The 23,773-nt window shown below is 60.1% G+C and carries 16 protein-coding genes and 2 pseudogenes; 6 read left to right on the forward strand and 12 right to left on the reverse strand.

Annotated elements, in window-relative coordinates; translation table 11 throughout:
• Positions 1–90: 90 nt before the first annotated feature.
• From ACIQU2_RS25680 to ACIQU2_RS25705, 6 genes and pseudogenes are all read right to left on the reverse strand, one after another.
• Positions 91–1,548 carry an amidohydrolase family protein gene (locus ACIQU2_RS25680; RefSeq protein WP_403144910.1) on the reverse strand — a complete coding sequence of 486 codons (1,458 nt, stop codon included), beginning with the start codon at positions 1,546–1,548 and terminating at the stop codon, positions 91–93.
• Between the two features lies 1 nt (position 1,549).
• Positions 1,550–2,410 carry a MurR/RpiR family transcriptional regulator gene (locus ACIQU2_RS25685; protein WP_008149080.1) on the reverse strand — a complete coding sequence of 287 codons (861 nt, stop codon included), beginning with the start codon at positions 2,408–2,410 and terminating at the stop codon, positions 1,550–1,552.
• A gap of 15 nt (positions 2,411–2,425) precedes the next feature.
• Positions 2,426–3,775 (reverse strand): GntP family permease, encoded by a 1,350-nt coding sequence (locus ACIQU2_RS25690; protein ID WP_403144912.1) that lies wholly within the window; start codon positions 3,773–3,775, stop codon positions 2,426–2,428.
• Positions 3,776–4,002: 227 nt separating this feature from the next.
• Positions 4,003–4,989, reverse strand: a pseudogene (locus tag ACIQU2_RS25695) (SulP family inorganic anion transporter); the annotation flags it as partial.
• 124 nt (positions 4,990–5,113) lie between these two features.
• Positions 5,114–6,025: pseudogene (locus ACIQU2_RS25700) on the reverse strand (LysR substrate-binding domain-containing protein).
• Positions 6,026–6,169: 144 nt separating this feature from the next.
• A complete protein-coding gene (locus ACIQU2_RS25705; protein WP_403144915.1) occupies positions 6,170–6,760 on the reverse strand; it encodes an NAD(P)H-dependent oxidoreductase in 591 nt (196 codons plus the stop codon).
• Between the two features lie 160 nt (positions 6,761–6,920).
• Between ACIQU2_RS25705 and ACIQU2_RS25710 the strand changes: the two genes are divergently transcribed.
• Positions 6,921–7,235, forward strand: coding sequence for a putative quinol monooxygenase (locus tag ACIQU2_RS25710; protein WP_403144918.1), 315 nt, complete (start codon positions 6,921–6,923; stop codon positions 7,233–7,235).
• Here the strand turns inward: ACIQU2_RS25710 and ACIQU2_RS25715 are convergent.
• Positions 7,225–7,989: a sulfite exporter TauE/SafE family protein gene (locus ACIQU2_RS25715; RefSeq protein WP_347802396.1), complete on the reverse strand. Its 765-nt coding sequence runs from the start codon at positions 7,987–7,989 to the stop codon at positions 7,225–7,227. The two genes, ACIQU2_RS25710 and ACIQU2_RS25715, sit on opposite strands and share 11 nt — an antisense overlap.
• Before the next feature lie 221 nt (positions 7,990–8,210).
• On the opposite strand from ACIQU2_RS25715, the gene ACIQU2_RS25720 reads away from it, so the two are divergent.
• From ACIQU2_RS25720 to ACIQU2_RS25735, 4 genes are all read left to right on the forward strand, one after another.
• On the forward strand, positions 8,211–9,095 hold the full coding sequence (locus ACIQU2_RS25720; protein WP_403144921.1) for a LysR substrate-binding domain-containing protein: 885 nt from the start codon (positions 8,211–8,213) through the stop codon (positions 9,093–9,095).
• A gap of 45 nt (positions 9,096–9,140) precedes the next feature.
• Complete coding sequence (locus tag ACIQU2_RS25725; RefSeq protein ID WP_403144924.1) at positions 9,141–9,716, forward strand: NAD(P)H-dependent oxidoreductase; 576 nt, start codon at positions 9,141–9,143, stop codon at positions 9,714–9,716.
• Positions 9,717–9,762: 46 nt separating this feature from the next.
• Positions 9,763–10,134 carry a MerR family transcriptional regulator gene (locus ACIQU2_RS25730; protein ID WP_150658680.1) on the forward strand — a complete coding sequence of 124 codons (372 nt, stop codon included), beginning with the start codon at positions 9,763–9,765 and terminating at the stop codon, positions 10,132–10,134.
• A 109-nt stretch (positions 10,135–10,243) separates the two neighbouring features.
• Positions 10,244–10,588: a cupin domain-containing protein gene (locus ACIQU2_RS25735; RefSeq protein ID WP_007946320.1), complete on the forward strand. Its 345-nt coding sequence runs from the start codon at positions 10,244–10,246 to the stop codon at positions 10,586–10,588.
• A 163-nt stretch (positions 10,589–10,751) separates the two neighbouring features.
• On the opposite strand, the gene mmsB is transcribed toward ACIQU2_RS25735, so the two are convergent.
• Positions 10,752–11,636: a 3-hydroxyisobutyrate dehydrogenase gene (gene mmsB, locus ACIQU2_RS25740; protein WP_347802399.1), complete on the reverse strand. Its 885-nt coding sequence runs from the start codon at positions 11,634–11,636 to the stop codon at positions 10,752–10,754.
• A gap of 10 nt (positions 11,637–11,646) precedes the next feature.
• Positions 11,647–13,173: a CoA-acylating methylmalonate-semialdehyde dehydrogenase gene (locus ACIQU2_RS25745; protein WP_403144928.1), complete on the reverse strand. Its 1,527-nt coding sequence runs from the start codon at positions 13,171–13,173 to the stop codon at positions 11,647–11,649.
• Between the two features lie 163 nt (positions 13,174–13,336).
• Here ACIQU2_RS25745 and ACIQU2_RS25750 point away from each other — a divergent pair, with 163 nt between their 5' ends.
• The gene (locus tag ACIQU2_RS25750; RefSeq protein WP_282374820.1) at positions 13,337–14,284 is read left to right on the forward strand and encodes a LysR family transcriptional regulator; all 948 of its coding nucleotides are present in this window, start codon (positions 13,337–13,339) and stop codon (positions 14,282–14,284) included.
• Positions 14,285–14,313: 29 nt separating this feature from the next.
• Here the strand turns inward: ACIQU2_RS25750 and recD are convergent, their stop codons facing one another.
• The 3 genes from recD to recC are packed head-to-tail and all read right to left on the reverse strand — an operon-like array spanning position 14,314 to position 23,554.
• On the reverse strand, positions 14,314–16,422 hold the full coding sequence (recD, locus tag ACIQU2_RS25755) for an exodeoxyribonuclease V subunit alpha (protein WP_403144931.1): 2,109 nt from the start codon (positions 16,420–16,422) through the stop codon (positions 14,314–14,316).
• Positions 16,419–20,105: an exodeoxyribonuclease V subunit beta gene (recB, locus tag ACIQU2_RS25760; protein ID WP_403144934.1), complete on the reverse strand. Its 3,687-nt coding sequence runs from the start codon at positions 20,103–20,105 to the stop codon at positions 16,419–16,421. Before recB ends, recD begins: the two co-directional genes overlap by 4 nt.
• Positions 20,102–23,554 (reverse strand): exodeoxyribonuclease V subunit gamma, encoded by a 3,453-nt coding sequence (gene recC, locus ACIQU2_RS25765; RefSeq protein WP_403144936.1) that lies wholly within the window; start codon positions 23,552–23,554, stop codon positions 20,102–20,104. Before recC ends, recB begins: the two co-directional genes overlap by 4 nt.
• Positions 23,555–23,773: the final 219 nt, after the last annotated feature.

Raw genomic sequence — 23,773 nt, forward strand, 5'->3', positions numbered from 1 at the left:
GTGTAGCTGGGCGAGATGTCAGCGCTTCGGCTTGGCGATGGCTTTCTTTAGTCTCAATGTGCCACCACTGTGACACAGCACTCGGAATGTTTACTGGAAACCATCACGCAAGTCCCCTTGCCGCGCCAGAAACCGCCCTTCCCTTCTGCCGTTCGCCTGCCCGTCGCTGTAACTCAAGACACCGTTGACCCAAACCCCATCGATACCTTCCGCCGCTCGTTGCGGATCATTGAAATCCGCCACATCGCGAATCGTCACAGGATCGAACAACACCAGATCCGCCCAATGTCCTTCACGGATTTCGCCACGTTCCTTCAAGCCAAATCGCGCCGCCGACAACCCGGTCATCTTGTGCACCGCGGTGTGCAGCGGAAACAGCCCCACGTCGCGACTGAAGTGTCCGAGCACCCGTGGGAAAGCGCCCCACAAACGTGGATGCGGAAACGGGTCTTCCGGCAATCCGTCAGAGCCCACCATCGACAGCGGATGCGCGAGGATTCTTCGTACATCCGCCTCATCCATCCCGTAATACACCGCGCCGGCCGGTTGCAGGCGTCGAGCGGCATCAAGTAGCGGCACGGCCCACTCGGCGGCGATGTCCATCAGGTCGCGACCACCCACTTCAGGGTGCGGCGTTGACCAGGTGATGGTGATGCGATGAGCGTCGGTGACTTGCTTGAGGTCCAGCGTCGAAGAACTCGCCGCGTAGGGATAACAATCGCAGCCTACCGGGTGGGTTTTCGCCGCCTGTTCGAGGGACGCCAACAGTTGCGGACTACGCCCCCAGTTACCGGCTCCGGCACATTTGAGGTGGGAAATGATCACCGGTGTTTTCGCATGACGACCGATCTGGAACGCCTCATCCATAGCCTCCAGCACCGGCTCGAATTCGCTGCGCAAATGGGTGGTGTAGACCGCACCGAAAGCGGTCAGCTCTTCGGTCAATTGCATCACTTCATCGGTGGAAGCCGAGAACGCGTTGGCATAGGCAAGCCCCGTGGACAGGCCCAACGCACCAGCCTCAAGACTTTCACGCAGTTGCTCGCGCATCGCGGTGATTTCATCGGGCGTGGCAGTGCGGAACAGATCGTCGAGGTGATTGCTGCGCAGCGCCGTGTGACCGACCAGTGCGGCCACGTTCAGCGTGGTGTTCGCCGCTTCGACGGCTGCGCGGTAGTCGCTGAACCTCGGATAAACGAACGCTGCTGCGGTGCCGAGCAGGTTCATCGGGTCGGGAGGATCGCCGCGCAAACTCACCGGCGAAGCGCTGATTCCGCAGTTGCCGACAATCACCGTGGTCACGCCCTGGCTGAGCTTGGGCAGCATCTGCGGCTGGCGGATCACCACGGTGTCGTCGTGGGTGTGCACGTCGATGAAACCTGGCGCCAACACACGGCCGTCGGCGTCAACTTCTTCGGTGGCGCTGGCATCGTGCAAGTCGCCGATACGCTCGATGCGGCCGTTCAGAATCGCCATGTCGGCGGGATAACCGGGCGCGTTGCTGCCGTCGATAATCAGGGCGTTGCGGATCAGCGTGTCGTACATCATGTCAGTCTCCCAGCGGCAAGTGATCGTCGCCGCCGCGGTAATCGTCCAGAGCGAGTTTGATCCGCCGCAGACGCTCTTGATTGTCTTCAGGATTGGCCAGTGCCAGCTCGGTGGCAAGCACGTCGATGGCCAGCAGCATGCCGTAGCGTGCCGCCGTGGGTTTGTAGATGAACGAGGTTTCGACACCTTGCAGCGGCAGCAGCACATCAGCCAATTGCGCCAGCGGCGAGTCGGCGCGGGTGATGGCGAGGATTCGTGCGCCGTAACTGCGCGCCAGCTCGACGGCCTCGAGCAGTTCGGGCGTGATGCCTGTCAGCGAACAGGCAATGACTGCGCGTTCGGCATCTAGGCTCGCGGCGGTGACGCGCATCATCACCGGGTCGTGGCACACCGCAATCGGATAGCCGAATCGCACCAGCCGCACTTGCAGTTCATCGCTGCACAAGGTCGAGCAACCACCCATGCCGAAGGCGTGAATCATCCGCGCCTTGCCCAGCAGCTTCACCGCGTCGGCGAAACGCGACTCGTCGAACGCAGACAGATGCTGGCGCAGGGTCGATTCGATATCGCCAACGATCTGTCCGTAAAACGCCGACTGCTCGGGCGTGCCCGCCGGGTCGAGGAAACGACTGCCGACGCCGCTGGCCTGGGCCAGTTGCAGCCGCAGATCCCGCAAATCGCGGCAGCCGACGGTGCGAGCAAAACGCGAGAGCGTGGCGGTGCTGACTTCCGCTCTCAGCGCCAGTTCATCGAGACTGGCGGCGGAGGCAAATCCCACGTCGTCGAGCATCAGCCGAGCGATGCGTCCTTCGCCGGCGCTGAAGGAATCCTGACGGGCGCGGATCTGGTAGAGGATGTCCATGGCAGGCGGCTCCGGCTAAAGCAGATAAGAAAGTCCCAAGGTCAGGCCGAAGGCGACGACCGAGATAATGGTCTCGAGCACCGTCCAGGTCTTGAAGGTCTGGGCGACGGTCATGTTGAAGTATTCCTTGATCAACCAGAAGCCGCCGTCATTGACGTGGGAAAAGATAACCGACCCCGCGCCTGTCGCCAGCACCAACAGTTCTGGATGGGGATAACCCAGACCAATGGCCACCGGCGCGACGATGCCCGACGCGGTGGTCATGGCCACCGTGGCAGAACCGGTGGCGATGCGCATCAATGCAGCAAACAGCCAGCCCATCAACAGCGGCGACAGGTGGAATACCTGGGCCAGACTGACAATCTGGTCGGTGACGCCAGCGTCCACCAGAATCCGGTTCAAGCCACCGCCCGCGCCCACCAGCAAGGTGATGCTGGCGGTTGGTGCCAGGCATTCGTTGGTGAATTTGAGGATCGATTCACGGTTGAAGCCTTGGGCCAGGCCAAGCGTCCAGAAGCTCAGCAAGGTCGCCAGCAGCAAGGCGATCACCGAATTGCCGATGAACAACAGAAACTGATTGAAGCCGCTGCCCGGCGTAGAAATCAGATTGGCCCAACCACCGACCAGCATCAGCACCACCGGCAGCAGAATGGTCGCCATGGTGATGCCGAAACCCGGCAGGCTGTCGCGCGGTTCACGCTCAAGGAACTGACGCTCCAGCGGATTATCGTCCGGTAGTTGAATGCGCGGCACGATGAACTTGGCGTACAGCGGACCCGCGATGATCGCGGTCGGAATCCCGATCAGAATCGCATAGAGCAAGGTCTGCCCCACCGAGGCCTGATAGGCCTGCACCGCCAGCATCGCCGCCGGGTGCGGCGGCACCAGCGCGTGGACCACCGAGAGCCCGGCCACCATCGGCAAACCGACCATCAGGATCGACACGCCCACGCGCCGCGCCACGGTGAAAGCAATCGGCACCAGCAGTACAAAACCGACCTCGAAGAACAGCGGCAGTCCTACAAGGAAAGCGATGCAGACCATCGCCCAGTGCGCATTTTTCTCACCGAAGCGGTCGATCAACGTTCGCGCCATCTGCTCGGCACCGCCGGACTCAGCCATCATTTTGCCGAGCATCGTGCCCAGTGCGACCACCAGCGCGATATGGCCCAGCGTCTTGCCGACGCCCGCTTCGTACGCCCCCACCACACCCGACGGTGGCATCCCCGCCAGCAGCGCCAGGCCGATGGACACCAGGGTGATGACAATGAACGGATTGAGTCGGTAACGGGCGATCAGAACGATCAGTGCGATGATGGCAATGGCGGCGTAAACCAGCAGCCAATAGCCGAAGGACGGTGTCATGCGGTACTCCTCGAAAGGGTCACGTCGAATGGGCTGTGAAACTCATAAAACATTTCGAGGTGTGATTTTCAAACGAGGTGAAAGTAATTTCCGTATAGAGGTAAGGGATGTCGCGCAGAGGCATGCAGGGTCGGTGAATATGAAAATTGGACAGTGGAACTTTCATCGCCCTCACGCTGATCGTTCCCACGCTCTGGTCTGCACCCCAAAAGTTGGACACAACTGATGGGGTGTTTCATGGCAAAGAACAAGGTGCGATGCACACGGTAAAGCTTGCTGCCGTCGGTCTCCTGATGACTGTCGGCGTAAAGCTGCCGGGCTTGTTGCCAGGCAAAGTTGAGCGCCGCAATGATGATCCCGCAGAGCACGGCCGACCGCGCCCGCCGGAACTGAGGTTGATCACCGTCTGGCCGATCATGGCGCAGCCGCCCATACCGCCGAACACCAGAGACCATGTTGGCCGCCCCCGGTGCCACACACTCGCGATCCGGGTAGCCACGGCTCTCGGTGATCTCGTCGGTGAGGTTCAGGGTCAGCAGGGTTTCCAGCAGACCGACCAACGCCATCAATATCGCGTAAGGGGCGATGATGCGCAGGGTTTCCACGTTCCAGGGGATGTCTGGCAGCGCAAAGGTCTGCAAGACGCCGGCGATGTGCGCCATGTCACCCAAGGTGCAGGTCGGCAGACCGAGCAGATAAACCACCAGCCCAACCCCAGAATCGCCACCGGCGCTGGTGGCACGGCGCGTGTCAGGCGCGGCAGCAAGTAAACGATGGCCATCGTCACGGCAACCAGCCCTGCCATCAAGTACAGCGGCGTGCCGCTGAGCCAGACGTCACCGTTCTTGAAGTGTTCCAGCTGCGCCAAGGCAATGATGAGCGCCAGGCCGTTGACGAAGCCGAGCATCACCGGGTGCGGCACCATGCGCACCAGCTTGCCCAGTTTCAGCAACCCGAACGCCAGCATGATCAACCCACCCAGCAACACGGTCGCCAGCAAATACTGCACCCCGTGCTGCAGCACCATCGCGACGATCACCACGGCCATCGATCCGGCAGCACCGGACACCATGCCCGGTCGCCCGGGCCGAAGAGCGCGGTCAACGTGCAAATGATGAAAGCGCCGTAAAGCCCCATCAATGGATTGAGGGGAGCAACCAGCGCGAAGGCGATGCATTCGGTAGCAGGGCGAAAGACGTGGTGAGTCCGGCCAGTTATTGGGACTTCGAAAATGCATTCGCGAGCAGGCTCGCTCCCACAGTGGATCTTCGTCGGACACAAAATCTGTGTCGGGTGGAGATCAAATGTGGGAGCGAGCTTGCTCGCGAAGGCAGCGAATCAGCCCTTGAAGTCCGCATTCGCATAAGCTGCCAATTTGCCCTGGATGAAGTCCAGGAAGCATTGAATCCGCAAGGCAAGTTGCGAGTTACGGTAGTACACCGCATTGATCGGCTGGCGATAGCCGCTGTTGAAATCCGCCAACAGCACCTGCAAACGACCGGCGCGGATGTCATCAATCGTCATGAAATGCGACAGACAGGCAATGCCCTGACCTTCCAGCGCCAAGTGCCTGATCGTCTCGCCGCTGGACGCGCTGATCGACGCCTGAATCGGCCAGCGATCGCCATGCACGTAGCGTAGCGGCCATTAGTTGAGGCCCTCGTTCTGGGTAAAGCCCAGCAGCGTATGCCCGGACAAATCCGCCACTTCAGCCGGTACACCGTGTTTTTCAAGATAGGCCGGGCTGGCGACGATGTGCAGCGGACTGCATCCCAGAGATCGAGCGTGCAAGGTCGAGTCGGCGAGCGTGCCGATACGGATGGCGATGTCGGTGCTCTGCTCCAGCAAATCGATGATCAGATCGTTGCTGTTGAGTTCCAGCTGGATGTCCGGATAGAGCCGGCGGAATTCGTCGATGTACGGCACGATGGCGTGCAGCATGAACGGCGATGCGGCGTTGATCCGCAGACGCCCGGACGGCGTTTGCTGGCGTGAGGTCAGGCGTTCTTCGAGTTCGTCCATCTGATCGAGAATCAGCTTGGCGTGCTCGAAGAAATACTTGCCCTCTTCGGTCAGGTCCATGCGCCGCGTGGTGCGGTTGATCAGCGTGGTATCGAGTTTCGCCTCCAGCCGCGACAGCGTGCGGCTGACTGCCGAAGGCGTTTGCCCGACCTGTTCGGCCGCAGCGGAAATCGACCCGCATTCAATCACGCAGACGAAAATCTGCAATTCATCGGATCTGGCTTTCACGTGTGTCCTCTTTCGCGATGGGCGTGACATGAATCGCCAAGATCGCAGCCTTCGGCAGCTCCTACATGATTATGCGGACACCTGTAGGAGCTGCCGCAGGCTGCGATCTTCCCCGCCGTTGCGACGGATAGTAGCCCGAAACGCTTACGCCGGCAGGCCGAACACCTCGGTCAAATGCTGCTCATAGCGCGCGACATCGGCTTCGACATTCGGGCGCTTCATCACATCAACGCACAGGAACGTCGGCAGGCCGGTCATGCCGAGGAAGGTGTTGGCCTTGTGGAACGGGAAGTACACCGCGTCAACGCCCTTGGCTTCGAAGAAGTCGGTCGGGTCGTCGAAGGCTTGCTGCGGCGCGTTCCAGGTCAGCGACAACATGTATTGCTTGCCCTGCAACAGGCCACCGCTGCCGTACTTTTGCGACGAGTCGGAACGCGTGCGACCGTCACTGGCGTACAGGCTGCCATGGCCTTCGGTGAACACTTCGTCGATGTACTTCTTGACGGTCCAGGGTGCGCCCATCCACCAGCCGGGCATCTGATAAATGATCACGTCGGCCCAGAGGAATTTGGCAACTTCTTCGGCGACGTCGTAACCCTCGTCGATGAAGGTGGCTTTCACGTCGACACCGCCACGATCCAGCACGCTCAGCGCAGCTTCATGCAGGGTGGTGTTGTAGCGGCCATCGGAGTGGGCAAACTTTTTTCCGCCATTGAGCAACAGGACTTTTTTCATGGGAAGTCTCGGAAGGTTGGAATTCGATGGCGGCAGAGTAGCGATCTGCCTCGCGCGGAATAAGCGCTGAATTCACAACATTCATTTGACCAATACGCACGAATCGACAGGCGATTGTTGCCATACACTTGCGCCGATTCTGCATTTGAGGAAATTTCTGATGAGTGAAATGCAAGGCTTCATCCTGCACGCCAAGACCCGCCCGGAAAAATCCGACGCCTTCGAAGCGTTTTTCAGCGGTTATGTGGAAGCGAGCCGCGCCGAACCCGGCAGCATCGAGTACCACATGCTGCGCGACAAACAGGACCCCACGCTGTTTATCTTCTACGAGATTTGGCAGTCTCAGGCTCACCTCGACGTGCACTCGAACCTGCCGCACATGAAGCAGTTCCTCGAGCAGCGCGATGAGTACCTGGAACGGGATTTCGATATCCGCGCCATCGACATGCTCAGCCCGTCGTCCGCTACCCGCTGATCAGCAAGTGGCCGCCGAGCACGCCCAGGCCGATGAAGAACACACGCTTGAACAGCACGGCGCTGATCCGCTGGCGCAGCCATTGCCCCAGCAACATGCCGAGCACTGCCGGGATCAGCGCCAGCAACGACGCACTTAACTCGCCACCGCCCAGTGCGCCGCGCCATAACAGGCCGGCGGCCAAAGCCAGGGTCGAGACGGTGAATGACAGACCCAGCGCCTGGACCAGTTCATCCTTGCTCAAGCCCAAGGCTTGCAGATAAGGCACGGCCGGAATCACGAAGACGCCGGTGGCCGAGGTGATGACGCCCGTCAACAGGCCGCAAAGCGGACCGAGCCAACGCTCGGTGTGACTGCCGACACGCAAGGTCGGCAGAAACAACCCGCTCAACGCATAGAGCAACAGCGCCGCACCCAATCCCCGCACGACCCAATGACCACCGACCATGCCGATCCATAACGTGCCGGCTCCGGTGCCGATGAAGATCGCCAGCAACATCGGCCACAGGCGTTTGATCAACCCCCGCAGATACCCGCCGAATGCCAGTTGCCAGACATTGGTGAGCGTCGCGGGGATGATCAGCAGCGCGGCAGCCTGTGACGGAGCCATAGCCAGACCGAGCAAGCCCATGGCGATGGTCGGCAAGCCGAGGCCGATGACGCCCTTGATCATGCCGGCCAGCAGAAAGGTCGCGATGACCATCAAGGAAAGGGCCAGACCGATGTTTTGATAGAACGCGGCGAGAGTATCCATGGCGCTATCGTGGGCCTGGATCGGCTCCTTGGAAATCTGCCATATACTGAGGCAGCCTCTCGTCAAGCAATAGGCTGAAAACTTCGTCGTTTTGAAGGCCGCTATCGCGAGCAAGCTCGCTCCCACAGTGGACCGAGTCGGTGCGGATGACGCGGTCACCTGTGGGAGCGAGCTTGCTCGCGATAGCGGCCTTCCAGACAACACAGATCAAGAGGTTGCCGATGCACTTCGACCTGACCGACCTGCGCCTCTACTTGAACATTCTCGACAGCGGCAACATCACCGCCGGCGCGGCTCGCAGTCATCTGTCCCTGGCGGCGGCGAGTGCGCGCATCCGCGCCATGGAGGCTTCGTTGGGGATCGAATTCCTGGAGCGAGGTCGCCGCGGTGTCAGCCCGACCCCGGCCGGCAAAGCCCTGGCGCAACATGCCCGCGTCCTGCTGCAACAGGCTGAACGCATGCAGCAGGATCTGGCCGAATACGCCAACGGCGTCAAAGGCCAAGTGCGACTGTTGTGCAATACCACGGCGATCACCGAGTACCTGCCGGAGTTGCTCGCGGACTTTCTTCGCGACCACCCCAACCTCGACATCGATCTACAAGAACTGCCCAGTGCACGCATCACCCACGCCTTGCGCCAAGGTGCGGCAGACCTGGGCATCGTCTCGGACGCCGTGGACACCGATGACCTGCAGACCCGCCCGTTTCGCGACGATCCGCTGGTGCTGATAATGCCCCGCGATCACCCCTTGGCACATGCAGGTTTCGTAAGCTTCAGCGACACCTTGCACCACGACTACGTTGGCCTGAACGCCAACAGCGCCTTGGCGGTGTACCTGGAAGAACAGGCGCTGCACACCGGCTCACGCCTGCAGATCCGAATCCGCGCAGACGGTTTCGATGGCGTGATGCGCATGGTCGCCCGGGGGGCCGGGCTGGCGATCGTCCCCCTCGCGGCAGTTGAGCGCTGGCGCGGCGAACAATCCTTCAAGAGCCTCGCCCTGCAAGAACCTTGGGCCATGCGCAAACTGTTGCTCTGCGCTCGGGATTTCACCGCATTGCCCGGTTATGCCAAGGCCTTGCTGCACGCCTTGACTCTCCCCTGAGGGGCAGACTTTACCCTTGAGTTTTCATCTTCAAGGACAGAGACGATGGGCAAACGAATTCTGGTGATTCTCGGTCATCCGGCGAGCAACAGTTTCTGCGGCGCACTCGCCGAACGTTACGCCCAGTCGGCGGTGCGTGCCGGGCATGAGGTGCGCCAGTTGTTTCTGGGCGCAATGGACTTTGACCCGGTGCTGCGTGAAGGCTATCAACAGGTCCAGACGCTGGAAGCCGACTTGTGCCGTGCCCAGGCGGACATTGTGTGGGCCGAGCACCTGACGCTGGTTTATCCGATCTGGTGGGGCGGAGTTCCGGCGTTGCTCAAGGGCTTTTTCGATCGGGTGTTCCTGCCGGGTTTCGCTTTCAAATACCGCGAAGGCAAAGCCTTTCCCGACAAACTCCTGCACGGCCGCAGCGCCCATTTGCTGGTGACCATGGACACGCCACCCTGGTATTACAACTGGATCTATCGCATGCCTGGACTGCATCAGGTACGCAAAACCACGCTCGCGTTCTGCGGCATCGAGCCACAACGCACGCTCACGTTCGGCCCGATTCTCGGTTCCAGCGCTGATCAGCGTGAAACCTGGTTGCTGCAGGCCCAGGCTATCGCCAGTCGCTGAGTCTGCCGATAATGCACCGGGCTACCACGGCGAAAAGGGACTTTCCATGTACATCGGCCAAGCCGCGCAACGCTCCGGCACCACGATCAAGAGCATCCGCCATTACGAATCGATCGGCCTGCTGCCTGCCGCTCAACGGTTGGGCAAATACCGCGTCTACGACCAGCAAAGCGTTGACCTGCTGATCTTCATCAAGTGCGCGCAGCAGCTGGGTTTCAGGCTCAAGGAATTGCAGTCGATCTTCGCCGGACATCAAGGGCCGCAAATGCCGTGGGAACTGGCCCATCAGGTCATCGCCGCCAAGAAGCAGGAAATCAGCGAGCGGATCGCTGCGTTGTCGCAGCAGCATTCGCAATTGGTCGAGTTCGAAGCCAGCCTCGAACAGAGCCGATTCGATTGCCCGCTGAACAGTCTTTGAGGGCAATGCGCGTTTCTGGACAGCTCAATGTCGAGCACAGACAACTGACCGGTGGACGGGCGCTATAGGGTGCGACTTCCGTTCTCTAGTCCACTGCCCCGGAGTCCACATGACCGCACCTATTACCGTTCTTCGCGACACCCACCCACTGCCGGTGCTCGACGCCTGCAAATGGGAAAAACTCGAAGGTGACCCGCACACCGTCAACCTCAACGCCTACACCAGCGAAGACGGCAGCAAAATCATGGGTACCTGGATCTGCACGCCGGGCAAGTGGTATGTGGAATACGTGAAGTGGGAATACTGCGATTTCCGCGAGGGGTACTGCATCATCACCCCAGAGGGAAAGGAGCCGATCCATCTGCGCGCCGGTGATATTTTCGTCATTGAGCCAGGCATGAAAGGCACGTGGGAAGTGGTTGAAACCGTGCGCAAGTATTTCGTGTTTGCCTGATGCAAAAAAACCGGGAGATCACCCGACGTGATTTCCCGGTAAATGTCGATAGGAACATGCCGTACTTGTGGGAGCGAGCTTGCTCGCGATGGCGGTGGATCATCCACAACCAGTGTTGACTGTGCCGCCCCCATCGCGAGCAAGCTCGCTCCCACAGGTTTTATTAGGGTTTGCGATAGCTATTGATGATCGCCGAGAAATCCTTGCCTCCTTCCCCACGCTGGCTCATCGCCTGATACAACTGCTGGGCTACCGCGCCGAGCACCACCGGTTGGTGCGCCTGACGTGCAGCTTCCGTGGCCAGCCCCAGATCCTTGAGCATCAGTTCGGCACCGAAACCACCGATATAGCCGCGCGAAGCCGGCGCCGTTTCGACGATACCCGGCCACGGGTTGTACATCTCCGAACTCCAGCAACGGCCGGTGGAACTGTTGATGATTCCCGCCAACACCGTCGTGTCGATGCCGAGCGCATCGCCCAGCGCCATGGCTTCGCTGACACCGACCATGGAGATCGCCAGCAGCAGGTTGTTGCAGATTTTGGCGATTTGCCCGGTGCCGACTTCACCGCAATGGACGATGTTGCGGCCCATCTGCGCCAATACCGGTTGCAGGGTGGCGAACAGTTCAGGCGTGGCGCCGACCATAAAGGTCAGTGTCCCGGCCGCAGCACCGCCAGTACCACCAGAGACCGGTGCATCCGCCATGGCCACGCCTTGCTTGGCCGCCGCCGCGGCAACATCACGCGCCGTCTGCGGATCGATGGTGCTGCAATCAACGGCCGGCACACCCTTGCCGATCCCCGCCAGCACGCCGTCTTCACCCAGCCACACACTGCGCACATGCACCGCGGCGGGCAGCATGGTGATCACAAGCTCCGCGCCTTGAGCGGCTTCTCGTGCCGAAGCGCTGATGCTGCCGCCCAGTTGCTCCAACTCGGCCAGAACGGTTTTGTTCAGGTCGACCAGCCGTAGCGAATGGCCGGCCTTGATCAGGTTGCGCGCCATCGGCGCGCCCATGTTGCCGAGACCGATAAAAGCGATTTTCATGTCCGGCTCCTTAACGCAAGTTGATGGTGGTGTTCACACCGTCGTTGACGCTGTTGTCATCGAACCAGCGACTGGTGACAGTCTTGGTCTGAGTGTAGAACTGCACCACTTGCTTGCCATACGGACCGAGGTCGCCGAGCTTGGACCCGCGCGAACCGGTGAAGCTGAAGAACGGGACCGGCACCGGAATCGGGATGTTGATGCCGACCTGGCCGACGTCGATTTCCGTCTGGAATTTACGCGCCGCCGCACCGCTTTGGGTGAACAGGCCAGTACCGTTGCCGAACGGGTTAGCGTTGACCAGTGCAATGGCCTCATCGAGGGTATCGACTTCCAGCACCACCAGCACCGGACCGAAAATTTCCTGGGTGTAGATCTGCATCTCGGGGGTTACGCCGGAGAACAGGGTCGGGCCGACAAAGTTGCCCTTCTCGAAGCCTGGAACTGTGATTTCGCGACCGTCCAGTTCCAGCTTGGCGCCTTCCTTGATGCCGCTCTCGATCAGATCCAGAATCCGCGCCTTGGCCTTCTTGGAAATCACCGGACCGACGTCAGTGCCCGGCTCGCTGCCGGCATTCACTGTGAGTTTCTGCGCCAGCGCTTTCAGGTCAGGCAGCCATTGCTTGGCCGCGCCCACCAGCACCACCACGGACGTGGCCATGCAGCGTTGCCCGGCCGCACCGAAACCGGCACCCACCAGCGCATTGAGCGCTTGTTCGCGGTTGGCATCCGGCAGAACAACGGCGTGGTTCTTCGCGCCCATCATCGATTGCACGCGTTTGCCGTGTTTACCGGCCAGGTCGTAGACGTGAGTGCCAACGGCGGTCGAACCGACGAAGGAAACAGCCTTGATGTCCTTGTGGGTGCAGAGCGCATCTACCACGTCTTTACCGCCATGAACGACGTTGAGCACGCCCGCCGGAACACCGGCCTCGATCGCCAGTTCCACCAGCAGCATGGTCGACATCGGGTCCTGTTCGGACGGCTTGAGCACGAAGGTGTTGCCGCAGGCGATGGCCATCGGGAACATCCACAGCGGAATCATGGCCGGGAAGTTGAACGGCGTGATGCCGGCGCAAACGCCGATTGGTTGACGCAGGGTGTAGGTATCGACGCCGCCAGCAACGTTCTCGGCGAACTCGCCCATTTGCAGGCTGCCGATGGAGCAGGCGTGTTCGACGACTTCCAGGCCGCGGAAGATATCGCCTTCAGCATCGGCGATGGTTTTGCCTTGCTCGTTGCTGAGTACCACGGCGATGCGTTTGGAGTGTTCGCGAATCAACGCCTGGAGCTTGAGCATGATGCGCATCCGCGCGCCGATGGGCGTCAGCTTCCAGGTCTGGAAGGCGCGATGGGCGGCGCTGATCGCGGCGTCGACTTCCTGTGCGGTAGCGAACGGAACCTTGGCCAGCACTTGCTGGGTTGCCGGGTTGACGATGTCGTGCCACTCGGTGGTCTGGGACTCGACCCACTCGCCGTCGATCAACAGCTTTACCGTTTGGACAGTGGTTTCGTTTGGCGTGAGCGATGCGTTCATGTTGGGTCTCCGGGACGTTGTTCTTATTTAGAGAGCTATCTGGGGAGCCAAGGCGAGAAAGTCGCCTTGAGATGAGGCGCGTGTTGCGAATTGGTTGTCGGACTGTTTTTGGAGTATAGATGTGCAAACTTCTAATAAGAACGCACATAAAAGCCGGTCCATCATGCAAAAAAACATCACGTCTCTAGGCTCGTTGAACTGGGATGACCTCAAGTTTTTCCTTGAAGTCGCCCGCACCCGCAAGGCCAGCACCGCGGCGAAGCGCCTGGCGGTCGACTACACCACTGTGTCGCGGCGCATCAGCTCGCTGGAAGCGGCGTTGGGCACTTTGCTGTTCGAAAAATCCCGGACCAGCGGTTTTGTCCTGACCGCCGAGGGCCAGCGGTTGCTGGGTTACGCCGAGTCGATTGAAAGCACGCTGCACATGGCCTGCGAGCAGGTTTCGGGCTCTGGCGTTGCGTTGTCCGGGCATGTGCGCATGGGCTGCACCGAAGGCTTCGGCAGCTTTTTCATCACCCCGCAGCTAAGCCATTTCGTCGACGCCTACCCGGCGATCTCGGTGGACATCCTGCCACTGCCGCACTTCATCAGCCTGTCCAAGCGCGAGGCGGACATCGTTATCGCCCTGGAGCGCCCGGAGCATGGTCCGTACGTCTGCTGCAAACTCTGCGACTACCGTTTGCAGCTCTACGCGACGCAGGATTATCTGGACAAGCACCCACCGATCCGCCGCCCGGCAGACCTGGGTAAACATTCATTCATTAGTTACGTCGACGATCTGGCGTTCAGTTCGGAGCTGTTGTACCTGGCAAATGTGTTGCCCGGCGCCAGTGCCAATCTGCGCAGCACCAGTGTGATTGCGCAATTCGTGGCCGCGCAGCAAGGTCGGTCGCTGGCGATTCTGCCGTGCTTTCTGGCGGCCCAGGATCCGCGGTTACTGCCGGTGTTACCAGAAGAGATCAACATCACACGACAGTTCTGGATGTACTGCCGCGAGGACCTGCGCAAGCTCAAGCGGATCACCCTGTTGTGGGATTACATCCGCGCGGTCACTGAGCAGAATCAGGGTCTGTTGATGGGCGAAAGTCGGGAGACCCTGTTCGCCGATTAGTCGGCGCTTTTCGCGCGGCTTCGTCCCTTTCAATCACTTGATTCAACACCCTCATCCAATTCCAGCATCAACCCGCTCAAGCGTTTGACCTTGCGTCGCACTGCCTCTTCGAATACGCCGGAACGAGGCTCGATCAGGGTGAACCAGTTTTTGGCCCGGGTAATTCCGGTATAGATCAATTCCTTGGTGAGTACAGGGTTCAGGGCATCCGGCAAAATCAACGCCGTATGAGCAAATTCCGAGCCCTGGGATTTGTGCACCGTCATGGCGTACACGGTTTCAACATCATTGAGCCGGCTCGGCAGAACAAAACGTACGCCGCCCTGACCATCATTGCGCGGGAACGCCACACGCAGCACCTGCTTCCCGACCTCTGGCCCCTCACGTTCCGGTAGCTTGAGGGCAATGCCGATGTCGCCGTTCATCAAACCCAGACCATAGTCGTTGCGGGTCATCAGCACCGGCCGACCTTCGTACCACTGCTGGTCGCTGTCGATCAGCCGAGCCTTGAGCAGCGCGGCGGTCACGCGTTGATTCAACCCCTCCACGCCCCACGGCCCTTTGCGTACGGCGCACAACAACTGGAAGGCGTCGAAGGCTTGCAGTACCTGCCGAGCCCAATCGGTCCAGCAGGGATCATCAAGCGTACTGTCGAGTGGTGGTCGCAGGCTGCGCAAGAGACTCAGGTAATGCCGATAGCCCTGCGGTCCATCGCCATGCCCCTCAAGCAGCAAGCATTCCAGCGCCCGGTCCTGCTCCCCCTTGAGGGACAGGGAAAACACGTCGTCATGGCTCCGTGCTGCCAACAACTTGCGGGCTTCCTCGGGTTGCTGCTGGTTGACCCAACGAGCCAGTTGGCCTATGCCGCTGCCCTCGCCGAACCGGCGTGAATGACGCAGCATCACAACTTGCTGGGCCAGCGGATGAGTGCCTTGGGTGTCTTCCTGCAAACCACTGGCATCCAGGCTTTCACCACTGACAGCTTCCAGCCACAGTCGAGTCTGTGGGCTGTACCATCCAGCCTCGGCGTCGCGGCACAGGTCACCCAGAACGGCGCCGGCCTCCACCGATGCCAGTTGATCCTTGTCACCGAGCAGCACCAGACGGGCATGGGCCGGCAACGCATCGAGCAAGTTGGCCATCATTTCCAGATCGATCATCGAGGCTTCGTCCACCACCAATACATCCAGCGGCAAGCGATTGCCGGCGTGGTGACGGAAGTGTCGAGTACCGGGGCGACTGCCGAGCAGACGGTGCACGGTGGTGACGTCTGACGGGATCTTCACTCGTACGGTTTCATCGACTTCCAGGGTTCTGACCTGCTGACTGATGGACTCCGTCAGTCGGGCTGCAGCCTTGCCGGTGGGTGCCGCGAGACGAATGCGCAACGGCTTGCCCACCTCCACTGCCGGTGCCTGGAGCAACGCCAGCAAACGCACGACCGTCGTCGTCTTGCCGGTCCCCGGGCCACCGGTAACGATGCTGAATGCGCTGCGGGTGGCGAGGGCACAGGCGAGTTTCTGCCAGTCAATCACTTCGCCGGGCTTGGCTTGGCCGAACAAACGGGTGAGGCGCTGGGACAAATCATCCGGTGTGGTTTCGTGTTCCACCAGGCGTTGGCGCAGCGAGGTGTCGATACGCCGTTCGTAAGCCCAGTAGCGACGCAAGTACAGGCGTTTTCCCGATAACACCAATGGCCGATGTTGCGCCGCCTCTCGGCCGTCGACCGCCAAAGCGACCAGACTGCTGGAGGCCAGGACCTTGCACCAATGGGCACCGTCCAGCGCCTCAAGCAATTGCGACGGCAACAACATCGCGCCACTTTGCAGATCGCCTTCCGGTGGCAGCGACAGGGCGAAGTCCGGTTCCTTGAGTGTCTCGAACACATCCAGGCACACATGACCGTGGCCCAGTTGATGGCTGGCCAACGCGGCAGCCAGCAGTACCAACGGATCATCGCTGGGAGCGAGCTCATGAAGAAAGGCGACAAAGGCTTTGTCCAGCGCTCGCAGCCAGCCGCGTTCAACCCAGCGCGTCAGCAACAGCAGCAAGTCATCGGCGCGACTCAACGGCGCCAGATCCGCCAGGCTTTCGGCTGTCAACGAAGTGGGCAGCAAATCAGCGAAGGTGCGACTCATAGCAAAACTCCCTGTTCCCAGGCGGGTTCAGCCTTGGGTTCTGGCTTGCCCTGGAACAGCCGGTCCAGACGCTCGATCAACGCTCTTGGAGGACGAGCGAAATACACGCCTTGGCTGGACGCGCGCGTACCACGCAGGAACAGGTACAGCGCACCGCCGACATGCCGGTCGTAATCGTAATCGGCAAGTCTCGCCTTGAGCTGGCGATGCAGGGCCAACAGGTACAGCACGTATTGCAGGTCGTAACGGTTGTCGAGAATCGACTGCTCCATAGCCTGCTCGGTGTAGGCCGCGTCATCGACGCCCAGCCAGTTGGATTTGTAGTCCGCGACGTAATAGCGGCCGTCGTGCTCGAACGTCAGGTCGATGAAGCCTTTGAACATACCATTGAGCAACACCGGCTCGGCAGCCACCCGGGCCACGCCGTTGTGGGTGTATTGGCGCACCAGTTCATCGAGCTTGAGCACATCGACCTTATGACTGGCGAACCAGAATTCCATCTCGACCCGGTATTGGGTGAGCCGCTCGAATACCACGGGGGCTTGCCCGCCGCCGATATGCAGCGGGGACGTAAGCAGGTGCTGCAGCCAGTCGCTCAGGGCGGTTATCCAGCCCTCCCAGCCACGACGATTGCAACGACGGGCAATGGCGTCTTCCACCGCTTGCGGCGTGGCGACAAAACCTTCATCACCGGCCCATTCAAGCAAGCCATGGAGAAAGGTGCCGGGGTTCGGGCCACGAGGGAATCGATGGATATCCGCGCCGCCGGCCACCACTTCTCGTGGTGCTTGCGGATCGAGGCGTTCGTCGTCGAAGAGCTTTTGCGCTTGCGGGCTCTCCGGCGCTTCATCAGTGCCTACGCTCATGCTGTCGCCAATGCGCAAGGCGCTGTAGGAGGCAATCCACCAGTTTTCGCTGGCCTTGCGTTTGGGTATCAGCGGAGCAAGCAACGTCGCATCGTTGTGTGGCGGATGGTAGTGTTCGACAATCGCCTCAGGCATTTCACTGTAGCTCAGCGCAGGACAGTCCTGCTGCAGGTCTTCCAGCCAACGCTTCAAGCCTGCCGACTCGGCCAGTGGCGCACCGCCTCCCAGCAGATAACCCAATGCTGAAAGATGCAGCACCGAGCTGTTGTTATTGCCGCGCTTGAGATCGGTCACTCCAAGCCAGCAGGCGTGTTGCGCCCGGGTCAGGGCCACGTAAAGCAAACGCAGATCCTCGGCAAGACGCTCATCATCCGCCTGAACAATCAACTCGGCCGTCGGCCTCAAGGTCACTTGGGCCTTGCCCGTGGCGTCGTGGTAATGCAACGGCAGACGGCTGCCATCCACCGGTTTCGCCGAGCAAATGAATGGCAGGAACACCAAGGGATACTCAAGCCCCTTGGACTTGTGAATGGTCACGACTTTGACCAGTTGCTCGTCGCTCTCCAGACGCAGGATCTGCTCTTCGCCGGCCTGACCGGACAACGCCAGATGCTCGGACAAATGACGGATCAGCGCTTGCTCACCATCGAGTTCGGCGGCCGCCTGTTGCAGCAATTCGGACAAGTGCAGCAAATTGGTCAGCACCCGCTCGCCGTCACTGCGCATGATCAATGTCTGAGGCAGCTGGAAGTCATGCAGCAATCGCCGCAGCATTGGCAACACGCCCTGCTTGCGCCAGAGCTCGCGATAATGGCGGAACTGCATGACCCGCGCTTCCCAGGCCAGTTCGTCCTGATTGAGCCGTTCCAGTTCAGCCAGTGACAGGTTCAGCGTGATGCAGGCCAACGCGGCTCGCAGCGGGCGCTCGACATCCGGCTCAGCGCAGGCCTTGAGCCAGGTCAGTAGATCGTGGGCTTCCTGGGCGGCGAACACCGAGTCCTTGTCCGACAGATAGACGCTGCGAACGCCACGTGCGGAGAGTTCGCCGCGCACAGCCTGGGCCTCTTTACCGTCGCGGACCAGGATCGCGACATCCGCTGGCAGCAGCCCTCTGAAGTCCTTGCCGTCCTGTATGAAACCCGCGCGACCTTGTTGCCCGCCGTTGAGCAAAGCGGTGATTTCACTGGCGCAGGCGACGGCGAGTTGTTGTCGGTACACCGCGCCGGACAGCGGCTGATCGGCGGACAGGTGCCAGATGTTCAGGGCGGGCACGACCTGGCCATCAATGTGCAGAACTTCTTTACGCCCTTGGGATTCGACGGGCAGGAACGGTACCGGGTTCTCGCCACTCTTTTCACGAAACAGGAAAGCGCCCCGCCCGGTCTCACGAGACTCGGCACGTTCGAACACATGGTTGACCGCACTGACCATGCCATGGCTGGAACGGAAATTCGTACCCAGGGTATGCAATCGGCCAGCGGTGGCCTGGCGGGCGCGCAGATAGGTGTAGATGTCAGCACCGCGGAACGCGTAGATCGCTTGCTTGGGGTCGCCGATTAGAAACAGACCGCATTCGGGATTGTTGTCTTCGATGCGATAGATGCTCTCGAAGATCCGGTACTGCACTGGGTCGGTGTCCTGGAACTCGTCGATCAACGCCACCGGAAACTGCTCGCGAATCAGAGTCGCCAGCCGCTCACCGCCGTCGGACTGCAACGCTGCATCGAGGCGCAGCAGCATGTCATCGAAGCCCATCTCCGCACGGCGACGCTTTTCTTCCTCGAACCGTGTACCGACCCACTGGGCGGCGTGTTGCAGCACGGCGGCATCAGGTGTCGGCAATCCATCGAGATTGGCCTTGAGGCCGGGCATGGCGTCCAGCCCGGGATGACTGGGTACTTCACCCTTCCAGGCTTCGGTCATACCCTCGGGAGTCAGGCGCGTGAAGCCGGTGCCGATATCCAGTTGCTCAAGGGATTCGTCTTCAGCCCAGGCCCTGATCTTTTCGAACCAGGGTTCGAAATAGCGCGCCTGCATCTTGCGACCGTCGACGCTCTTGCTCGCAACACCCTGGTGACAAATGGCAAGCAGTTCGTCCCCCCACTGGCGCCAGGGCATCTTGAGCTCGAGCAAGGCTGCGCATCGCTCTTGCAGACACTTCGTGATCAGCTCGGCAGGTTCTTTACCTTCAACACTGTCACGCTCACTGGCGAACAAACCACGCACTCGCGGCAGCAATGCTGCTGGGCCGCCCCAATTACCGCGCACCCAGTTCAGCGCATCGCCTTGCATCGGGTAACAAAACAGGCGCCAGTAATCGCGCAAGACTTCGCCCAGCAAATCGCTGTGATCGGTTTCCAGGGTTTGTGTAAACAGGCTGCCACTGTCGAACGCATGTTCGCGCAACATGCGCTGGCACCAACTGTGGATGGTTGAAACTGCCGCCTCGTCCATCCACTGTGCGGCGATGTCCAGGCGGTTCGCGCACCCGGACCACTGCTCGGGAAGGTACTCCGCGCGAAGCTCCGCGATAAGGCTATCGGGCGCCGGTGTTTCATCGCGAAAAAACCGCGCAGCTTCAGCAAGACGTGTGCGAATACGTTCACGCAATTCTTTGGTCGCCGCATCGGTGAACGTCACAACGAGGATTTGCGGCGGCAACAGTTCACGTCCGAAGCCGCTCGACTCTGCGCCGTGGCCAAGGACCAGGCGCAAATACAGCGCGGAAATGGTGAAGGTCTTGCCGGTCCCGGCACTCGCTTCGATCAATTGGCTGCCGCGCAGGGGAAATGCCAAGGCCAGAGGTTTTGTGGTCATGCGCGCGCCTCCTCGCTGCTCAATGAACGCCAAGGCGCTTCAAGCAGCGGCCGGTACAACGCGTTGCACCAATCCGGGAACGTTTCGTCTGCGGTAAGCGAGTCGAAGTCGGCGAACTGCCGGGCGAGTGCCGGGCTTTCGCGACGCTCGCCGCCGGTAGTCTGGCCATCGCCTTCATAGGCCTTGCGGGCTGCAGCTTGGGCTTTGACCGGATCAGTTTGACCAAGCCATGCGTAGCCGGTCTTCACTGCAATTGGCAGCGGTTGACGCATGCCGGTTTGCCAAGCCATTAACAGGTCGCCCAGAATCCGCAAGGCTGCACCCTCCTCCATTGGACCGAGTAGCAGACTGTCGTCACTGGCCACCAACGCGGTGGTCATCGCCATACCACTGGCGCAGGCAACCAGATGATTGACCCATGGTCGTGTCAGGCGATGCCATTTGCGCGACTTGATTGAACCGATACTGTTGGGGATTGTAGTGACCGATAGCAAACCACCATCCGCACGTTGATGCAGGCCGCTGAGCCAACCTTCCAGGCGCAGCCCCTGCAACTCCAGATTCACTGGCAGAGCGTTGGTGAGCGGCGTTGGCCATAACGCCAAAAGCTGTTGGTAACGCTGCAACAGATCCGGCAACGGTTCGATCAACTCTCGCTGAAGGCATTCGCCGAATCCGGCCATGGGCAGAAGCCCACTGTTTTGCAGACGTATGGCCTGTGCTTCCAGTACCTGGTCAGTGCTATCCAGATGTCCCAGCGCCGCTTCGAGCAAGCTGTCGCTGAGGCTGTAACGTTGCAACGCGTCGAGTACAAATGGCTCTTCATCAGCCAAGGGCACTTCAGCCGCTTCGAAGTACACTTTCAGACGCTGACTGAAGAAATGTCGCACAGGATTACGCAGAAAGTCCTGCAGTTGACCGAGACTCAGCGGCTCTTCCTGAATGTAGGGATCAAGGACCTCGATATCAGTCGACGGCTCACTGGTTTGATGCAGCACCTGCCATTCATTCGCGTAGCTGAACAAATCATCGCCTTCATGAAAGTAGCGGGCGCTGAAGGGTTGCAGTGGATGTTCCTGAGTGATGGCCTCAAGCAGATCTTCGTCGACATCATGCAGTCGCCAACCGCTGGCCAGATGATCTCGCAATTGGCCAATCAGTACCGACGCAGGGCGTTCACTGTTATCGCGAATGCTGCGACCGACCCAGCTGATATAGAGTTGGTCACGTGCCGACAACAGGGCTTCCAACAGCAGATAGCGGTCATCTTCGCGTCGGGAGCGATCGCCAGGGCGGTAGTCACTGCCCATGAGGTCGAAGTCCAGTGGCGGCTGCGCGCGCGGGTAGTCCCCGTCATTCATGCCCAGCAGGCAGACCAGTTTGAACGGGATCGCTCGCATGGGCATCAAGGTGCAGAAGTTAACCGCTCCGGCCAGAAAACGCTGGGACAAGCGCCCCTGATCAAGGCCGGCGAGCCAGGCTTCACGGACCACGGTCAACGGCAGTTCATCATGCAAGCCAACTGACTCGCACGTCTCAAGCCAGGTTTCACGCAGCTCTTCGAGCTGGGCCAACACGTAGTCGTCATGCTCGTTACTGGCCAGGAAAAACAACTGAACCAGTGCGTGCAATCGAAAGCCCCATTGTTTGGGAGCTGCGGGTTGAGAGAGCTCCTGGTGGGCAATCTCCAATGCGTCCAGCAGCGCGACCAAAGGCCCAATGAGCGCGGCATCCAGACCACCGATCTCGTCGTAGGGTTCGATACCCTCGCAAGCACTGGCACTGCCCACGGCATAACCGAGCAGCATCCGTCGCAGGCCGAAACGCCAACTGTTTTGTTCCAGCTCCTCCGGTAGACCGAGACCCGCGCGCTGCTCCGCATTCATGCCCCAGCGGATGCCTGCGCCTTCGATCCAACGGTGCAGGGTCGGCAGATCACGTTCCTCTACACCGAAGCGAGCGCGCAGTGCAGGAACGTCCAGCAGATCGAGGATCTCGCTCACGGGGAAACGGCTGTCGGGTAGTTTGAGCAGATGTTCGATAGCAATCAGTAGCGGATCACGACCACGCTGGCCTTGATCTGCGAGCGTGAAGGGGATGAAACGCGGATCGTGGCGTTCAAGCTGAGCAAATACCGCACGAATATGCGGTGCGTAGCTGTCGATGTCCGGGACCATCACGATCACATCGCGAGGCCTTAACTCCGGATTAGCACTGAAGCGTGCAAGCAACTGGTCGTGGAGGATCTCCACTTCGCGCTGGGCGCTATGGGCAATGTGAAAACGGATCGACTCGTCCTTTGCCGGATCGACAGCTGGCCAGCGCTCGCGAGTCTCGTTCAAGGGACGCAATTCTAGAATGTCGTCCTGCAATTGATTGAGCATGTTCTGTGGCTGGCTATCGCTGAACAGGTCGATACGGCCATCGCGGAATGCCGAGCGATAGCTGTTGGGATCGTCGTAGCTGTCGAGCAGATTGATATAGTCCCGCCCCTGCTTGCCCCACGCCGCCAGTAGTGGATGGGCATGCTGGTGAAGGCTTTGCGGGTCGAGCACAACCGGCATTCCGCTCTTGCGAGCCTGACGCTTGTACTGATGCCGCAACAGATCTTTATCGGCGACGATGTCTGCCCAATGGTGACGACACGGGTTGTGCACGCAAAGCAGAACCTGGCTGAACCGGGCCAGCCCCGCCAGTGCTTCCAGCGCTTGAGCAGGCAGTGAAGAAATCCCAAAAACAATTACCCGTGAAGGCAATCCGCTAGGGACCACGTCGAGGCTGTTGATGCGCTCGATAAACCGTTGATGGACGCCGGCTCGGCTTTGCGCCATGCCTTGTTCACCCACATCCAGCAACAGCGCACGCCACAACTCTGCCTGCCAGCAGTTAGCCGGGGTCAGAGGTTTGGTTTCGCCTCTGCCATTTCGTAATTGATGACGACCTTCTGCCCAGTCTTCGAGCCAATCGGCCCGATACACCTGGTATTGGTCAAACAAATCCGCCAGCCGCTCGGCCAACTGATAGCGTTTGCGTAAATCGGTGTCATGGGTCAGGAAGCGCTGCAGCGGTTCGAAGTGCGGTTGATTGATCAACTGCGGAAGCAGACGCATCAGACGCCAGGTCAAGGGAGCTTTATCGAGCAGGGATTTGACCGGGATTTCGTCACGTCCAAGCACCATGCGATAGAGCTGCCACATGAAGCTACCCGGTAACTGCACGTCGATGGCTGCTGCGATTCCGCAGCCGCCCATGTCATCGTCTTCAGGGTCTTCAGCCAGTGCCAGCTTCAGCCATTGGGCGATGCCGTTGCTCTGTACCAGGGCAATTTCATTTTCCAAGGGAGCCAACGGGTAACGCCGCATCCAGCTGACCACCAGGCTGCGCAACTCGTCCAGGCGATTGCCGTGAACCACCATAAAACCAGCACTGAGGGACGTCGCGTCCGGCATAAAGGCTTCCTTGGGAAAATACAAAAGCTAGGGCCGAACCTTAGCATTGTCGGGAGACTGTGACAGCCGGGAGCCGTCCGGTATTGCTGTGAGAACTTTCCTGCGGACAAAACAAAACCCCTATCTGCATACGCAGATAGGGGTTTCGGAATTTAATCTTGACGATGACCTACTCTCACATGGGGAAACCCCACACTACCATCGGCGATGCATCGTTTC

It is taken from the genome of Pseudomonas sp. NPDC098740, assembly GCF_044760065.1.
GTDB classification, from domain to species: Bacteria; Pseudomonadota; Gammaproteobacteria; order Pseudomonadales; family Pseudomonadaceae; genus Aquipseudomonas; species Aquipseudomonas rossensis.

Excerpts from the sequence above, each read along its gene's own strand:
- ACIQU2_RS25680 (WP_403144910.1), bottom strand. The coding sequence starts at position 1,548 with ATGATGTACGACACGCTGATCCGCAACGCCCTGATTATCGACGGCAGC.
- ACIQU2_RS25685 (WP_008149080.1), bottom strand. The coding sequence starts at position 2,410 with ATGGACATCCTCTACCAGATCCGCGCCCGTCAGGATTCCTTCAGCGCC.
- ACIQU2_RS25690 (WP_403144912.1), bottom strand. The coding sequence starts at position 3,775 with ATGACACCGTCCTTCGGCTATTGGCTGCTGGTTTACGCCGCCATTGCC.
- ACIQU2_RS25705 (WP_403144915.1), bottom strand. The coding sequence starts at position 6,760 with ATGAAAAAAGTCCTGTTGCTCAATGGCGGAAAAAAGTTTGCCCACTCC.
- ACIQU2_RS25710 (WP_403144918.1), top strand. The coding sequence starts at position 6,921 with ATGAGTGAAATGCAAGGCTTCATCCTGCACGCCAAGACCCGCCCGGAA.
- ACIQU2_RS25715 (WP_347802396.1), bottom strand. The coding sequence starts at position 7,989 with ATGGATACTCTCGCCGCGTTCTATCAAAACATCGGTCTGGCCCTTTCC.
- ACIQU2_RS25720 (WP_403144921.1), top strand. The coding sequence starts at position 8,211 with ATGCACTTCGACCTGACCGACCTGCGCCTCTACTTGAACATTCTCGAC.
- ACIQU2_RS25725 (WP_403144924.1), top strand. The coding sequence starts at position 9,141 with ATGGGCAAACGAATTCTGGTGATTCTCGGTCATCCGGCGAGCAACAGT.
- ACIQU2_RS25730 (WP_150658680.1), top strand. The coding sequence starts at position 9,763 with ATGTACATCGGCCAAGCCGCGCAACGCTCCGGCACCACGATCAAGAGC.
- ACIQU2_RS25735 (WP_007946320.1), top strand. The coding sequence starts at position 10,244 with ATGACCGCACCTATTACCGTTCTTCGCGACACCCACCCACTGCCGGTG.
- mmsB (WP_347802399.1), bottom strand. The coding sequence starts at position 11,636 with ATGAAAATCGCTTTTATCGGTCTCGGCAACATGGGCGCGCCGATGGCG.
- ACIQU2_RS25745 (WP_403144928.1), bottom strand. The coding sequence starts at position 13,173 with ATGAACGCATCGCTCACGCCAAACGAAACCACTGTCCAAACGGTAAAG.
- ACIQU2_RS25750 (WP_282374820.1), top strand. The coding sequence starts at position 13,337 with ATGCAAAAAAACATCACGTCTCTAGGCTCGTTGAACTGGGATGACCTC.
- recD (WP_403144931.1), bottom strand. The coding sequence starts at position 16,422 with ATGAGTCGCACCTTCGCTGATTTGCTGCCCACTTCGTTGACAGCCGAA.
- recB (WP_403144934.1), bottom strand. The coding sequence starts at position 20,105 with ATGACCACAAAACCTCTGGCCTTGGCATTTCCCCTGCGCGGCAGCCAA.
- recC (WP_403144936.1), bottom strand. The coding sequence starts at position 23,554 with ATGCCGGACGCGACGTCCCTCAGTGCTGGTTTTATGGTGGTTCACGGC.